Raw genomic sequence first — 16,719 nt, 5'->3', positions numbered from 1 at the left:
ATGAAAACTTCAAACAATGTTATCGTATTGACCGGGGCCGGTCAATTAGGTATGGCCATCGTCCGTAGAATGGGTTATGGTAATAAAATATTCGTAGCAGACTGGAAAATAGAAAATGCGCAGGCGATATCCAAGACACTGACGGAAGCCGGTTTTGACGTAGTACCGTTTAAAGTGGACATCTCATCAAGAGAATCTGTTCAGGAACTGATCAAAGCTGCTCAGCAGGAAGGTGAAATTGCGATGCTCATCAATGCGGCAGGTGTTTCACCGAGCCAGGCATCCATTGAACAGATAATGAAGGTTGACCTCTACGGAACTTCACTTTTATTGGAAGAGTTCGGCAAGGTGATCAAACCCGGCGGTACAGGCGTGGTGATCTCCAGCCAGTCAGGGTACCGGATGCCGGCATTAACAGCCGACGAGGACAGGTTGCTGGCAATAACACCGACAGAAGAGTTGCTGCAATTGGAACTGCTTAAACCGGAACACATCAAAGATACGCTGCATGCTTATCAAATGGCAAAACGGGCTAATGGTAAGCGTGTAATGGCAGAAGCTGTAAAATGGGGCAAACGGGGTGCACGCGTTAATGCGATCTCACCAGGTATCATTATTACACCGCTTGCACTTGATGAGATCAACGGTCCAAGAGGTGATTTTTATAAAAACATGTTTGCGAAAAGCCCGGCAGGGCGTCCCGGTATAGCTGATGAAGTTGCCAATGTTGCCGAATTGTTATTGTCGAATGCAGGCGCTTTCATTACCGGTTCCGACTTTTTGATCGATGGTGGTGCAACGGCCTCTTACTTCTACGGAGAATTGGCGCCAAATTCAAACAGCTGATATGAAAGCAATTTCAATAGCGCTTTTGCTGCTCACCGGCACTACGGCATTTGCACAGTCCAAACGTGAAACTGCTTTAAAAGCACTTTCCTCGCAGATCTTTCAATGGGAAGTCGGAAGTCATTTTGACTCGCTTGAAAACGTATTGCATAAACGGCTGGTCGTACTCAGTTCAGCGGGCGTGATACAGTCTAAGGCAGCATATCTTGCACGTTTGAAGGGCGGCAACTTTGTGCATAACAGTATTAACGTCGAAGAAAGCGATGTAGTCATCGAACAAAACACGGGCACCGTAACTGGTAAAGGCTTGTTCGATGTAACTGTTGGCGGTAAGCAAACTGTACTGCACTTGGCTTACCTTGAAGTATTTACCAGATCGACAACTAAAAGCGCTTGGAAGCTACTGGCATTGCATGCCAGCGTAATACCCGAAAGCAAATGAAAAAAGTGATCATTATCGGGGCGAGCGGAAGCCTTGCCTCATGCGTAATAAAAGACCTCGAAAAACAGCCCGAGGTGGAACTGACGTTGTTTGTGCGAAACAAAAAGCGATTACAGCAAAATGTAGCTGCCAAATACAAAGTGATCGAAGGCGACGCTGCCAACTATAACCATGTTGAAAGCGCAATTATCGGCCATGATATTGTTTATGTGAACCTTGCGGGCGATCTGGAAACCATGACTGGAATCATTGTCAAAGCTATGCAGGAAACCGGGGTTAAACGGATCGTCGCGATCAGTTCTATTGGCATCTACAATACGCCTTTACGGGCGATATTAAAGCCATACCGTAAACTTGCGGACATTATCGAAGCATCCGGACTGGATTATACCATTCTTAGACCGGATTGGTTTACCAATGGCAACGAGGTCGAATATGTGCTAACAAAGAAGGGGCAACCGGAAACCGGCACCGCTATTTCCAGAAAAAGTATTGCTGCTTTTATTGCTACCATCATTAAAGATCCGGAACTGCACAAAAATGAAAACCTGGGTATCAGCAAGCCCAATTAATCAATAAAATACATTTACCATGAACCAAGAGAATTTAACTGAACAAGGATTTAAACCCGCCGTTGCAGAATACTTCAGCGGCAAAGCGTATGTTAAAACGCTGGTAGCTACTGATGAGGTGACTAACTGCAATGTAAGTGATGTCTATTTTGAAGCAGGCTGCCGCAACAACTGGCATACGCATCCCTCAAACCAGATCCTGCTTGTCAAAGGGGGCGTTTGCTATTACCAGGAAGAAGGAGGCCCAGTACAACATGTTGAAGCCGGTGGCGCGATCAATGTTTTGCCGGGCATCAGACATTGGCACGGTGCTTCACCCGATGCCCCGATGATCCACGTCGCCATTAACATCAATACGGAAAAAGGAGTGGTCAACTGGATGGAGCCAGTATCAGATAACGAATATTCAAATCAAAACAATTAACAGCAATCAATGAGCACAACAGTAAAAGCATATGGAACAGAAGCAGTCGATGTAGCACTGCATGAAATAGACATTCAGCGCCGCGCTTTACAAGCACACGACGTAGAGATGGAAATCTTGTACTGTGGTATCTGCCACAGCGACCTTCACCAGATCAAAAATGATTTTGGCGGAACGAAATGGCCTATCGTTCCTGGTCACGAAATTGTAGGCCGGGTAACAGCCGTAGGTGATCATGTAAAAAACTTCAGGGTTGGTGAACTGGCAGCAGTTGGTTGTATTGTCGACAGTTGCGGGCATTGCGAATATTGCAATGACAGCATCGAGCAGTTCTGCGAAGAAGGCGTAACCTTCTCTTTCAACAGTGAAGACAAAGTATCAGGCGGACATACTTTTGGCGGTTTTTCTAAAACCTATGTATGTAATGAACGGTATGTATTGCATATGCCGGAGTTCCAAAACCTTGCTTCAGCTGCACCGCTGCTTTGCGCAGGTATCACCGTTTACTCCCCTTTAAAACATTGGGGTGCTGGTCCCGGCAAAAAGGTTGGTATACTGGGTATCGGCGGCTTAGGTCACTTAGCTATTAAAATAGCTAAAGCGATGGGTGCGCATGTTACAGTGTTTACCACATCACCATCCAAAGTCGAAGATGCTAAACGTTTAGGTGCAGATGAAGCAGTGTTATCATCAGATGCCGAACAAATGGCTCAATATGGACGCAAGTTGCATTTCATTATTGACACCGTATCTGCAAAGCATGATGTAAACGCCTATCTGAATTTGCTGCGCCATGATGGTGCTGTTGTATTGGTTGGTTTACCTCCTGAACCACTGGAAGTACAAGCTTTTGGTGTGATCGTAGGCAACAGAAGCTTTGCCGGTTCAAACATTGGCGGCATTCCTGAAACCCAGGAAATGCTGGACTTTTGCTTTAAACATAATATCGTATCGGAATCAGAGATCATTGATGTCCAATATGTGAACGAAGCTTTTGAACGGCTGGAAAAAGGTGACGTCAAATATCGCTTTGTTATCGATATGGCATCGCTTCAAAATTGATCGAAAAAGCGTAATTACCAAAAGCCACCGATGTCCGGTGGCTTTTTCATTGAATAATATCCTCAAAACGGTTGTTAAACTGTCTCACTAAATGTGAAAAAACTGTCTCATTAAAAAAGAAAACTCACAAATATTTTAATTTTTTTCATTTCGGCGTAGGGGATACCCCCGTTTTTTTACTCTCCTTATCAAAACCACATTTGTGCAACAGGGAGAATTTTTACAACTGATAGATAAATACCTGGCCGGGCAGGCAACTGCCGCGGAGAAGGAGCAGTTGTTGAATTTTTTCGAAAGCTTTCAGGGTGATACCGACGAATGGGATGAAAAAATAATTGGCGTAAAACAGGAACTGGAAGACCGCATGTTAAACAACATCAGGCAGGCGATAGCGGTACCGGTGGCTAACAAGAGTCCAAAAGTTATAAGGTTGCATTTTTTCAGAAATGTTGCCGCTGCTGTTATCCTGTTGGCTGTGTCGGGCATTGCTGTTTATCATTGGTGTATTAAACATGAACAGCAAAAACTGGTTGCTCAAAACAAAGCAATTGTAAAGCATGACGTTGAGCCTGGCGATAACAGGGCTGTTTTAACCCTTGCCAATGGCTCCCAACTGATACTCGATTCGGCCAAGATCGGCTTGCTGAATCAATCGGGTAACACCAGTATTAATAAAACGCAGGATGGGCAGGTGGTTTACACTGCGGATAAAGATCAACAGCAAAATGGACCGGTTGCCTATAACACCATTAGCACCCCCAGGGGCGGCCAGTACCGGGTAGTGCTTCCTGATGGTTCAAAAGTTTGGCTTAACTCTGCCTCTTCACTGAAATTCCCTACGGCATTTACAGGTACCGAACGTGATGTTGAACTCACCGGTGAAGGATATTTTGAGGTGGCCAAAAATAAGGCGAAGCCTTTTAATGTAAAGGTTAAAGATATTAACGTGGCCGTATTGGGCACGCATTTCAATATCATGGCTTACAACGATGAGGCCGCTGTTAAAACCACTCTTCTTGAAGGATCAGTGAAATTAACACAAGGTAATACGAGCAATTTATTAAAGCCCGGTCAGCAGGGCATTATAAATGATAAAAGCATTAAAATTATTGATGTTGATACCGACGAAGCGGTAGCCTGGAAAAATGGCTTCTTTGACTTTGGGCGGGCAAACATACAAGATATTATGAAGCAGCTTTCGAGGTGGTATGGTACCGAAGTAATATACGAAGGTAAAATACCTGATGATGAGTTTGTAGGTAAGATCAGCAGGGATGTAAAACTATCGCAGGTATTGCACATCCTTGAATTAAGCCACGTGCGTTTTAGGATTGAGAACAAAAAAATAATTGTTGCGCCTTAAATACCGGCAGCTGATTTTAACTGCTGAACCCAAACTATGAAGAAACACTGACGATATAATCTCAAAATATTCCAACCTAAGCTCCCCTTATCAAATGAAAGAAAAGCCGGAAGCGCTGCAACGCTTCCGGCATAATGAATTGGATCAAGCTTTCCTGAGTTTTCAATAACAGATTTTTTTAATCCAAACATCACGAAGTTATGCATTTAAACTTTACTGGTAAAGTATTTAGTGCCTTTGGTACACATTCAAAACTGTTTTTGACGATGAGATTGACCGTCTTATTACTAACTATCGGCTGCCTGCAGCTAAGTGCTAAAAGTTTTTCACAATCCATAACCCTGAATGCGAGGGGGATAGCGCTTGATAAAGCTTTTAAAGCAATTGAAAAGCAAAGCGGCTATTATTTCTTTTACAGGTATAAGGATATTTCAAAAACCAAACCGGTTAATCTTTCACTAACTAACGCTTCATTACAGGAAGCATTGCAGCAATGCTTTAAGGATGAGCCTTTAACCTATGTTATTGATGATAAGAATATCATTGTCAATAAAAAGAAAACTCCCGATGTAAGCATTGCCCAGGTACCCATAACCATAAGCGGTATTGTGGCAGATGATAAAAATCAGCCGTTACCGGGTGTTAATGTTAAAGTAAAAGGCACCAATGTTGGTGCTATAACCGGGGTGGACGGCAAGTATACCTTGAATGCCGAAGATAATGCGGTGTTAGTATTTACATTCATAGGTTTCCAAACCAAAGAAGAACCGGTTAATAAAAGAACAACTATCAACGTTGTTTTGAATGAGGATAATAAGGAATTAAAAGAGGTAGTTGTTGTAGGCTACGGCAACCAGGAGCGTAAGGATGTAACGGGCGCTGTAGGTTCGGTAAAAATGGGCAATATCAAAGAGATCAAAACAGCGAGTCTTGATCTGAAACTGGCCGGCCAGCTCGCCGGCGTAACCGTAAATCAGGTAACCGGTACTCCGGGCGGTGGTGTATCGGTAAATATACGCGGTGCCGGTTCAGTGGGGGCAGGTGATGATCCACTATATGTAATTGATGGATTTCCTATTTCTCCGGGGTTTGATCAATATCAAAATCCTTTAAGTACCATCAATCCGGACGATATTGAAAATATCAGTGTATTGAAAGACGCTGCTTCTACAGCTATTTACGGTTCGCGCGGGTCAAACGGTGTGATCCTGATCACTACAAAAAGAGCAAAAAAAGGAGAATCATCGGTTACGGTAAATACATCTACCGGAGTTCAGAGCATACTATCACAAAGTAAGCTTAAAATGATGACAGCTGCGCAATTTGCGCAGTGGCGTACAGAGGCTATCCAGGATGCCAACGCTGTTAACGGAACAAACGACCCAATCCCCACTGAGTATCAAAATCCGGCAGCTTTAGGCAAAGGAACAGATTGGTTTGACGCAGTGACGAGGGTAGCGCCAATGCAGAACTATGATGTAACGGTTTCTAACGGCACTGAAAAAGCGCGCTCCTTGTTTTCGATGGGCTATTTTGATCAGCGCGGAACCGTGCTTAACACCGGGTTTCAGCGCTATTCTTTAAAGGGCACAATGGATGCTGACGTGGCGAAAAATGTTACAGTTGGTTTAAGTATAGCGCCTACCTACAGTTTGCGTAACCAGCAGCAAACAGATGGTCATTTTCTTTCGGCAGCATTAAGCCAGGCTTATCTCGAAAGCCCGCTTATCCCTGTAAAACAACCTGATGGTTCATATACCAATGTGGTAGGTTCACCCGGTACCTTCCAGAATGTGAACCCGGTAAGCGCGCTGGTAAACACTACCAATAAGTATAAGCAGTTTCGCACGCTGGCTAATGCTTATGCAGAATGGAAGGTGATTGACGGACTTACGTTAAAATCGACCTTTGGTATTGATTATCAAAATAGTAACGGTGATTATTTTCGTCCCTCATTTCTTGGAGCGTTTAACGCAGCTAATAAGGACGGAACCCAGGTCAAAGCTGTAGGATCATTTAATTCGTCTAATTCCTTTAACTGGCTTAGCGAAAACTCAGTAACCTACAAAAAAACGTGGGGCAATCATACATTAACTGTTTTAGGCGACTATTCGATACAGCAGGAAACCAGCCACTATCGTTTAACCTATGGCACCGGTTTCCCCGACGATGTGGTCCGTTCGGTAAGGGCCGCTACCATTATCACAGCCGATGCCGGTGACGCGGAATGGAGGCTATTATCGTTGATTGGCAGGGTGAACTATGCATATAAGGATAAATATTTATTAAGCGCCTCCATACGCCGCGACGGGTCGTCAAGGTTTGCACCGGGGCACCGGTGGGGAACTTTTCCATCGGTATCAGGCGGCTGGCGGATTTCTGACGAATCATTCTTCCCAAAAACAAATGTGATCGATCAGTTGAAATTCACAGCCAGCTACGGTCATGCAGGTAATAACAGCGTGGGTAACTACGACTATATAGCCGCTGTAGACGAAACCAATTATACTTTTGGGGGATCACTTGCTCCCGGAAAGTCAATTACCGATCTCGGTAATGCTGAAGTGGGCTGGGAAACTACCAAACAGCTTGATATAGGCATGGACCTTTCTTTATTTAAAGGCCGGGTTTACTTAATTGCCGAGTATTATAACCGCTTTACCGAACGGTTACTGCAATATATACCGGTGCCGATAGCTTCGGGCTACGGATACGCGTTATCAAATGTTGGCAACGTGCGTAACCGCGGTTTTGAATTTACGGTAACCACCAAAAACATAGTTAGCAAAGCTTTTAACTGGAGTACAGATTTTAATATATCGTTAAATCGTAATAAGGTTATAAGCCTTGGCCCTACACCTCAAATCTATGACGCGCCCCTGAATGACAACCCAACCAGTATTACACTGGTAGGGTTGCCGCTTGGGCAGTTTTACGGATATATTTTTGAAGGTATATTCCAAAGCCAGGCCGAACTTGACAAATACCCGCATTTTGAAGGTGAAAATGTAGGCAATATCAGGTATAAGGATGTTAACAATGACGGGGTTATTGACGGACACGACCAGGTACCTATCGGCAACCCCTGGCCTAAGTTCACTTTTGGTTTTAACAACCACTTCAGTTACAAACAATTTGACCTGAACATTATCTCGGCCGGCTCGGTGGGGGGGCATGTATTTGATATGTACAAACAGTATACCACTAATCTTGACGGGGTGTTTAATGTTGAACAATCGGTGATACAACGCTGGCGGTCACCGCAGCAGCCAGGAGCCGGCATATTGCCTGCCACAACTTCAAACACAGGCCTTGCCCGCGATTTTTATCCCTCCTATTGGGTAAAGAACAACTCGTATTTAATGGTGAAGAATATTGATCTCGGTTACAATTTCAAAACAAAATTCAGCAGAAACTTCAGGGTATACTTCAGCGCTCAAAATGCCATCCTGATCACAGGTTATAAAGGAGGCAGCCCCGAGGTCGGTATTGAGGGGCAACTGGGTAACCGTTCGTTATCACCCAATGTGAATTTTACAGGCTATCCTGTTTCGGCAATTTACACATTAGGTTGTAACGTAACATTTTAGTTTATACAGCGATTTTTGAAAACACAATTGAGCAACATTAAGAATCAGAAGACATGAAAAAAAACATATACCTTTTTCTTAGCCTCGCAGCTATTGGTTTTTATGGCTGTAAAAAGGATTATCTTAACCTGCAACCCACAGATACACAAAACAGCACCAACTTTTTTAAAACAAAGGCCCAGTTTGTTCAGGCTATTAATGGTGCCTATGCCCCTCTTCAGGGTTTATATACCGTGTCATTTTGGGCAATGGGCGAAATGCGGTCTGATAATACTTCATATGAATATGATCCTTACGATCGTTCAGGCATCAGTAAGGAGGAGTTGGATGAGTTTCGCGAGTTGAACAATAACGATATTGTGCAGGTTTACTTTAACTCCTGTTTTACTGGTATAGGCCGGTGCAATGTTATCATCAATCGCTTGCCGGCTGCCAAGCTTGATGCCGCCACTACCGATACCATAGGGGGGCAAGCTTTGTTTTTACGGGCGTTCAATTATTTTAACCTGGTACGTATGTTTGGTGATGTACCGCTGGTGCTTGTCGAGCCGAAATCGGTAGGTGATGCTTTTGACCTGGCTACAAAGTCACCGGCAGCTGCTGTTTATACGCAGATCATTACAGATGCCCAGGCTGCGATAGCTAAACTACCTGTAAAATACCAAACCACTGCTGATAAGGGACGTGTTACCAAAGGTACAGCGGAAACTTTGCTTGCCGAGGTATATATGACCCAAAAGAAATTTGACCTGGCCGTCCCGCTGCTTCGTACTATTATAGCGTCAGGTGCTTATAGCTTGAATGCCGATTACGCCGATAACTTTGATATCCATAAAGAAAACGGCCCCGAGTCTATTTTCGAGATCCAATACATAGAGGGTCCTAATGGTTTGGGCAGCGATTTCGTAGATACATTTATTCCCTGGGATTATTATGATACTGATATTACCGGTCATGAAATAGCCAATGGAGCTTTAAACGGCTGGAACATCCCTACCCAGGACCTTGTAAATGCCTATGAAGAAGGTGATAAAAGGAGGGATGCTTCATTAACTGATTTTACATCAGATGAGTACGGCATCGATCTGCCTTTCATCAAGAAGTATCAGAGCATCGGGGATGTTAAGGGCATTACCGGTAATAACTTCCCGGTTTATCGTTATGCAGATGTTTATCTGATGCTGGCCGAATGCTTAAACGAACAAGGTTTCGCAGCCGGCGGCGATGCTTTCAAATACCTGAACCTGGTTAGGCAGCGCGCCGGTCTTGAACCTAAATCAATGGGGAATAACAATCCTGATTTAAATGTTTCCAGTCAGGATGGGTTTCGCGCGGCGATAGCCCATGAACGCCAGGTTGAACTTGCTTTTGAAAATCACCGCTGGTTTGATCTTTTACGTACAGGTAAAGCAACAGAAGTAATGAAAGCGCATGCTACCCGCGAACGGGCTTATAAAAATGGTTCATGGCAAATTAATTCTGCGGCCTATAGCAATATCCGTTTGCTTTTCCAATATCCCGTTAATGAGGCTAACCTTGAACATTAATAATGTTACATGGCCAGGGTGAAACTTTTACCAGGCTATATTACGTTTATAGGTGTATATTGCGATGAACGCACATTTTGTGGGCCGGCTCAATGAAAAATTTCAGGTGCATATCAAAACAATATTGCTGTTAAAGTATATTTAATAGCATGAACTATTAAAACCCCAAAAAAGGTATGTGTAAAAAGATATGCACACGCGTTATTATATTGTTTTTTTCTTTTCTGCCAATAATTGTACAAGCACAAAAAGTGCCGCCGGTTCCTCCGCCGTTCCGGGTTGATAACCTGGTTTGTGAATACAAAATAAATCCCATCTCTGTCGACGATGCCGCTCCCCGTCTTGGCTGGAAACTAATAACCCGGGATCGCAACATTCAGCAAATTGCCTATGAAATAAGGGTAGGCAGTAATGCCGTATCCTTACTGAAAGGCAAAGACCTGCTTTGGACCTCGGGAAAAGTTAATTCCAATGAATCGCTGCATGTTTACTATGGCGGCCCCGCGCTCGCTTCACGTCAGAAAGTTTACTGGCAGGTACGCGTCTGGAACAACAGGCAGCAGGTTACCCCATGGAGCATGGTTAACTCATGGAAAATGGGCCTGCTTAAACCCGCCGACTGGAGTGCCAAATGGATAGAAAATAATTACCTGTCGGATACTACCGGTGGCCCATGCCCCATGTTCAGAAAAACATTTAAACTTGATCATAAGGTACGTGCGGCGCATTTATACATTACTGCCCACGGTTTATATGAGGCGCAATTTAATGGTAAACGGATTAGCAGCGACTACTTTGCCCCCGGCTGGACGAGTTACAATAAACGCCTGCAGTACCAGGTTTATGATGTAACTGCCGATCTGTTAAAAGGCGATAACGCTGTTGGCGTAACCCTTGGCGACGGCTGGTACCGGGGGTACACCTATAATCGAAAAAAGAATGTGTACGGCACCAAGCTTGGTTTGCTTTTCCAGTTAGAGGTGGTGTACACTAACGGTAAACGGATACTCATTAATTCGGATAAAACCTGGAAGGTAGCTTATGGGCCAATCCGTTCATCATCATTTTTTGATGGCGAAGTTTATGATGCCCGCAAGGAGAAGAAAGGCTGGTCGACCATTGCTTACAAAGATTTAAACTGGGATTCGGTACGCACCGTTGATACCGTTAAAGAAAATTTAGTGGCCACATTTGGTCCGCCGGTGCGCAAGCACGAAATGTTTAAGCCGCTTAAAGTGTTTACCACTCCTGCAGGCGAGCATGTGGTTGATTTTGGGCAAAACCTGGTTGGCTGGGTGCAGTTTAAATTAAAGGCAAAAGCAGGCGATACGGTAAAGCTGCTCCATGCCGAGGTTTTGGATCAGAAAGGGAACTTTTACACAAAAAACCTGCGTACAGCCAAGCAGGAGAACGTATATGTTTTTAAGGGCGATAGTATTGAAACATTCGAACCTCATTTTACCTTCCAGGGGTTCAGGTATATGAAGGTTGAAGGATATGATGGTCAGTTGGATTCGACCAATGTGGCTGCCTTTGCCTTGTACTCGGATATGGCGCAAACGGGGATGTTCTCTACCTCCAATCCGCTTATCAACCAGTTGCAGCATAATATTCAATGGGGGCAAAAGGGCAATTTTATTGATGTACCTACCGACTGCCCTCAGCGCGACGAGCGTATGGGCTGGACGGGCGATGCCCAGGCTTTTTCCCGCACCGCTACCTTCAATATGGATGTGGCCGGATTTTTTACCAAATGGCTAAAAGATCTTTCGGCCGACCAGCATAAAAACGGCGCGGTGCCCTATGTGATCCCTAACATGCTGGATAGCGCTTCGGCAGCAGCCTCAGGATGGAGCGATGTGGCAACTATTGTCCCCTGGAATATTTACCTGGCTTACGGCGATAAAAAGGTATTGGAAAACCAGTATCCAAGCATGACCGCCTGGGTGGGCTACATTACCCGGCATACCCGAAACGGCCTTTGGGACACCGGTAACCACTTTGGCGACTGGCTGTTTTACGCCGGTACCGACTATGAGGATGGCGCCGCCCTTACCGATAAAAACCTGATAGCGCAGGCTTTTTATGCTTATTCAACTCAACTGGTTATCAATGCCGCTACTATATTGGGTAAGGAAGATGATGTTAAAAAATATACCGCGCTGTTAGCTGATATCAAAAAGGCTTTCCTGGCAGAATATGTTACACCTAACGGACGTATGATTTCGGGTACGCAAACATCATATGTACTTGCCCTCAACTTCGACCTGCTTCCCGAAAACCTGCGCGAATCTGCGGCAAAAAGACTGGTAAACAATATTGAAGATTATGATGAACACATTACAACAGGCTTTTTAGGCACGCCGTATATCTGCCATGTGTTAAGTCGTTTCGGTCACACCGATATTGCCTATGACCTGTTGATGAAAGAGTCATACCCTTCATGGCTTTATCCTGTAAAAAACGGGGCAACTACCATATGGGAGCGCTGGGATGGCATAAAACCCAATGGTACTTTTGAAGATCCGGAAATGAACTCCTTTAACCACTATGCTTACGGCGCAATTGGCGATTGGATGTACCGTGTTATAGCAGGGATCAATACCGACGAGGGTAGCCCTGGCTTTCATAAAATAAATATCTTCCCGCATCCCGGCGGTAAATTGACCAATGCCAATGCCGAGCTGGAAACATTATACGGAAAGGTAAAATCGGCCTGGAGTATTGATAACGGTATTTTTACCCTTGATGTAATTGTGCCGCCAAATACTACTGCTACGGTCACTTTGCCCGCGGTTGATGGCCCGGTAACAGAAAGTAATATCGACATTAATACCAATAAAGATATCGCTAACATCAAACCGGCCGGCGGCGATATGCAGATGGATGTGGGCTCGGGTATTTACCAGTTCAAATACATTTTAAAAACCCATAAAAAAAATAGCTAATGGTACTATAATACATGGCAACTATGGTAATCAATCAGCAGGAAGCGCTTAAAAACACAGGCACAACAAAGGCAAGCCGCCCAAGGCTTTTGTCGCTTGATTTTTTCAGGGGATTTACCGTAGCTGCTATGATCCTGGTAAATGATCCCGGCGATTGGGGCCATATTTACTGGCCGCTTGAACACTCCAAATGGAACGGCTGTACCCCAACCGATCTGGTGTTTCCCTTCTTCCTGTTTATGGTAGGCGTATCTATCGTATATGCCATGGAAAGTAAAAAAGCGGATATAGCTAATCATAACAAATTGCTGTTATCCATCCTGCGCCGTACGCTGATTATCATAGCCCTTGGCGTTTGTTTACCACTGATCAACGATTTTCAATTCGCGCATCTGCGTTTTCCCGGTGTGTTGCAGCGCATCGGGCTTGTTTTTGGCATAACTGCCTTGCTGTACGTTAAAACCGGCATCCGTACACAGGTAATTATTGCTGTAAGCTGTTTAATTGGTTATTATTTATTGATGACGCTGGTACCTGTACCGGGTTTTGGTACACCTAACCTTGAACCGGCAACCAATTTGGGCGCCTGGATTGACAGATCGGTATTTACCGAAAACCACCTCTGGGGCTCATCCAAAACCTGGGACCCGGAAGGTTTGCTTGGGACAATCCCATCTGTTGCTACCTGTTTGTTAGGTGTATTCACCGGTACCTGGCTCAAACTGGGCAAACTTAAAACCAGTGCTGATCTGCTTAAAATAATGGGAGCCGGCATCGTATTGATCATACTGGCTTTAATCTGGAATCCATTTTTTCCCATCAACAAACAATTGTGGACAAGCTCATTCGTGTTGCTTACTGCCGGGCTGGCTATTAATATTCTTGCATTGTCATACTGGTTTATCGATATCAAAGGGAATAAAGCCCTGCTGCCGCCATTTTTAGCGTTCGGGCGTAATGCCATTGCTGCCTATGTTTTGGCCGATATTATCCCGGCTTTAATAGCTGCCATCCCGGTAGGTAAAACCAATTTATGGTCGTTCACTTATAATCAGTTATTTGTGCCATATCTCTCGCCCGAAAACGCTTCACTGGCCGGAGCTATCCTGACTGTGCTGATCATTTTTATCCCGGTTTGGATCCTCTACAAAAGGAATATTACCATTAAGGTATAATCTTTATTCATCATCTACCGAAATGAAGAAAACGCTATCTTTTAAATATATTTTACTGTTCACCTCACTGCTTTTATTGGCAATAACGGTAAACGCACAGTTTCATATCATCCCGCAGCCGGTGAGTTTAAAAGCAGGGAAGGGCAGTTTTATTTTAAGTAAGTATGCCGTGATCGGGGTTAATAAAGAGACAGAACCAATAGGCAAATACCTGCAGGATTACCTTAATCAAAACTACGGCCTGCAAACAACGGTAAAAGTTTTTGAAAAGATCCCTGCCAAAACAGCCATCAGGTTAAACAATGTTTGGTCAAATGCTGAGAGTGCCTACACCATGAATGTGAATCCTGCATCGGTAAGTATCAGCGGTAGCGGGGCTGGTGTTTTTTACGGGGTACAATCATTAATTCAGTTGTTGCCGACAGATAAAGCAGCGCCCCTAAAAGTTGTCGCCTGTACCATAGCCGATCAGCCACGTTTTGGCTGGCGTGGTCTGAGTTTGGATGTAAGCCGCCATTTTTTTACAGTTGATGAAGTGAAAAAATACATCGATGTAATGGCACATTACAAACTGAATGTGTTTCATTGGCACTTAACCGACGATGAAGGCTGGCGCATCCAGATTGATAAATATCCGCGCCTTACCGAAGTTGGTGCCAGGATCAGCTACTATGCTAAACGGGGCGAATTCCGCAAGCTGGACAACCTGATAGATGACGGTCGCGACGGGTTTTATACCAAGGATGAAATTAGGGATGTGATTAAATATGCGCAGGACAGATTTGTGACCATCCTGCCCGAAATTGAAATGCCGGGCCATAGCGAGGCTGCTATTTTTGCTTACCCGCAACTGGGCTGCCAGGATTCGACAGGGGCTAAACACCGCGTTCGGATGCTCGATCCGAGTGAATATACTTTCAAATTTATGGAAGATGTGCTGACAGAAGTGATAGCGCTGTTCCCGAACCAATACATTCATATTGGCGGTGATGAGGCCGAAATGGCCGACTGGCTCAAAAGCCCTACAGCAGTTGCCCTAATGAAACGTGAGCACCTGAAAAGCGAAAAAGAAGTACAGAGTTATTTTATTAAGCGGATAGAAAGGTTCCTGCTGTCAAAAAATAAGAAGTTGGTTGGTTGGGACGAGATTTTAGAGGGTGGCCTTGCCGAATCCGCAACAGTAATGAGCTGGCAGGGTGAAGCCGGGGGCATAGCTGCCGCCAGGATGCATCATCACGTAGTAATGACGCCGCTGCCATACATGTACTTTGATGCCCCGCAAGCCAATGAGGATCTGGAACCGATAGGCTGGAACCCGCCGGTTACCTGGCAAATGGTTTATAACTACGAGCCGCAGTCGAAAGAGCTGACCAATGCCGAAGCCGAGTATATCTTAGGTGCCCAGGGCAATATCTGGAACGAAAAGGTGCCCAACGCACAGCACCTGCAATACATGGTTTACCCTCGTGCCCTCGCCGTGGCCGAACTCACCTGGAGCCCGAAAAATGAAAAAAATCTGGAGCGCTTCGGCTGGAAAATGAAAAACCAGTACGGCCTGTTTAAGTTGTGGGATTTCAACGCCCGTCTGCCTGATATTGACGGCGTAGACAACGTAATTACCAATAAAAGCCGGTTTAAACTAACGCTGAGCTACCCGCTGAAAGGAGCTAAAGTGCGGTACGCGTTAAACGGCAAAATGCCGGATGCCAATGGCCCGGCTGTACCTTTCCCGGTAAATATCAATGTATCATTAAAAGACAGCATCGGTTTAAGAACCTTCACCACCTGGACATTGAATGATCAGCACATTCGCCAAATGGCCAGCATCAGGCGGGTGAATATCAAGCCTGCACATGAAAAAGTTGCTAACCTCAAACCCGGTATGGCTTACGAGCTTTTTAAAACGAGGGAACGCGATATAGATAAGCTGGGAAATGAAAAACCAACGGAAACCGGCGAAACAAGCCTGATTGTACCCGTTAAAATTGCAACCGAAGGTTTTATCAACTGGGTTAAAATTAAAGGTTTTATCAAAATAGACAAGGAAGCGGATTATGAATTAACTACCGGTTTTGAGGTTAGCCCCGCTTTGTTTTTGGATGAAGTGCCCGTAATTAAAATGGGATTGAATATTTACGTTGAACCGCAAAAAGCCTTATTGCATTTAAAAAAAGGCATCTATGCTTTAAGCGGACATTACATGGCTGATAAAGCCAACGAAAATCAAACCCTGATAGAATTGAAGGTAGCCGGAGGGGAAAAGCTTTATCCTAAGTTTTATTTGATGCATTGAGGGGATAAAATCGGTTTCTATGCCGTTGTTGGTGACAACACCATAGGTGTACGGAAGATGCAGATCAGTTGAAATTGTTGGTGTAAAAAGCCATGTCATTGCGAGGAGGAACGACGAAGCAATCTCGTAGTTATACAGAGCGGACATGCATTGGCTACGAGATTGCCGCGCTACGCTCGCAATGACATGCTCTTTATCCTGGTAAATGTAACGTCCCATCAGGGTCTCTCGCAGAGGACCCTGATGTCTACGCCACGCCGGTTCGCTGTTCTGAATATCCTGATAGATGTTTAGAACGCAAAGAACCTCAGGGTCCTCTGCGAGAGACCCTGAGGGAGCATGATGAAATATGCCGTTGTTGGTGTTGTCACCAACAACTCCTATGATTTTTATTTTCTGAAATGCCGCATGAAAAGTTGTTGGTGACAACACCAACAACGGCGAGGAGGACAAGCAA

General features: G+C 44.7%; 12 protein-coding genes. 11 read left to right on the top strand and 1 reads right to left on the bottom strand.

Going from position 1 to position 16,719, the window contains the following annotated elements; translation table 11 throughout:
- From BLP33_RS18515 to BLP33_RS18490, 6 genes are all read left to right on the top strand, one after another.
- Positions 1-846 carry an SDR family oxidoreductase gene (locus BLP33_RS18515; protein WP_090531825.1) on the top strand — a complete coding sequence of 282 codons (846 nt, stop codon included), beginning with the start codon at positions 1-3 and terminating at the stop codon, positions 844-846.
- Between the two features lies 1 nt (position 847).
- Entirely contained in the window at positions 848-1,288 is a 441-nt protein-coding gene (locus BLP33_RS18510; protein WP_175490057.1) for a nuclear transport factor 2 family protein, read from the top strand.
- Positions 1,285-1,860 carry an NAD(P)H-binding protein gene (locus BLP33_RS18505; protein ID WP_090531821.1) on the top strand — a complete coding sequence of 192 codons (576 nt, stop codon included), beginning with the start codon at positions 1,285-1,287 and terminating at the stop codon, positions 1,858-1,860. The genes BLP33_RS18510 and BLP33_RS18505 overlap by 4 nt, the downstream gene beginning before the upstream one ends.
- A gap of 19 nt (positions 1,861-1,879) precedes the next feature.
- Positions 1,880-2,284, top strand: coding sequence for a cupin domain-containing protein (locus BLP33_RS18500; RefSeq protein ID WP_090531819.1), 405 nt, complete (start codon positions 1,880-1,882; stop codon positions 2,282-2,284).
- Between the two features lie 9 nt (positions 2,285-2,293).
- Positions 2,294-3,346 carry an NAD(P)-dependent alcohol dehydrogenase gene (locus BLP33_RS18495; RefSeq protein WP_090531817.1) on the top strand — a complete coding sequence of 351 codons (1,053 nt, stop codon included), beginning with the start codon at positions 2,294-2,296 and terminating at the stop codon, positions 3,344-3,346.
- A 202-nt stretch (positions 3,347-3,548) separates the two neighbouring features.
- On the top strand, positions 3,549-4,709 hold the full coding sequence (locus tag BLP33_RS18490; protein ID WP_090531815.1) for a FecR family protein: 1,161 nt from the start codon (positions 3,549-3,551) through the stop codon (positions 4,707-4,709).
- Here BLP33_RS18490 and BLP33_RS18485 read toward each other — a convergent pair.
- Positions 4,706-4,900 carry a hypothetical protein gene (locus BLP33_RS18485; protein ID WP_139160020.1) on the bottom strand — a complete coding sequence of 65 codons (195 nt, stop codon included), beginning with the start codon at positions 4,898-4,900 and terminating at the stop codon, positions 4,706-4,708. The genes BLP33_RS18490 and BLP33_RS18485 overlap by 4 nt on opposite strands.
- 75 nt (positions 4,901-4,975) lie before the next feature.
- Between BLP33_RS18485 and BLP33_RS18480 the strand changes: the two genes are divergently transcribed.
- From BLP33_RS18480 to BLP33_RS18460, 5 genes are all read left to right on the top strand, one after another.
- A complete protein-coding gene (locus BLP33_RS18480) occupies positions 4,976-8,299 on the top strand; it encodes a TonB-dependent receptor (RefSeq protein WP_175490056.1) in 3,324 nt (1,107 codons plus the stop codon).
- A 53-nt stretch (positions 8,300-8,352) separates the two neighbouring features.
- A complete protein-coding gene (locus tag BLP33_RS18475) occupies positions 8,353-9,846 on the top strand; it encodes a RagB/SusD family nutrient uptake outer membrane protein (protein WP_090531810.1) in 1,494 nt (497 codons plus the stop codon).
- Between the two features lie 176 nt (positions 9,847-10,022).
- Positions 10,023-12,794 carry an alpha-L-rhamnosidase gene (locus tag BLP33_RS18470; protein ID WP_090531808.1) on the top strand — a complete coding sequence of 924 codons (2,772 nt, stop codon included), beginning with the start codon at positions 10,023-10,025 and terminating at the stop codon, positions 12,792-12,794.
- Positions 12,795-12,808: 14 nt separating this feature from the next.
- Entirely contained in the window at positions 12,809-13,969 is a 1,161-nt protein-coding gene (locus tag BLP33_RS18465) for an acyltransferase family protein (protein WP_254780194.1), read from the top strand.
- Between the two features lie 22 nt (positions 13,970-13,991).
- Positions 13,992-16,262 carry a beta-N-acetylhexosaminidase gene (locus tag BLP33_RS18460; RefSeq protein WP_090531805.1) on the top strand — a complete coding sequence of 757 codons (2,271 nt, stop codon included), beginning with the start codon at positions 13,992-13,994 and terminating at the stop codon, positions 16,260-16,262.
- Positions 16,263-16,719 lie beyond the last annotated feature (457 nt).

The sequence above is a fragment of the Mucilaginibacter sp. NFR10 genome, from assembly GCF_900100445.1.
GTDB lineage: Bacteria > Bacteroidota > Bacteroidia > Sphingobacteriales > Sphingobacteriaceae > Mucilaginibacter > Mucilaginibacter rubeus.
Note: the sequence above shows the minus strand (reverse complement) of the source record. Positions and strands in the feature narration are given on the sequence as shown.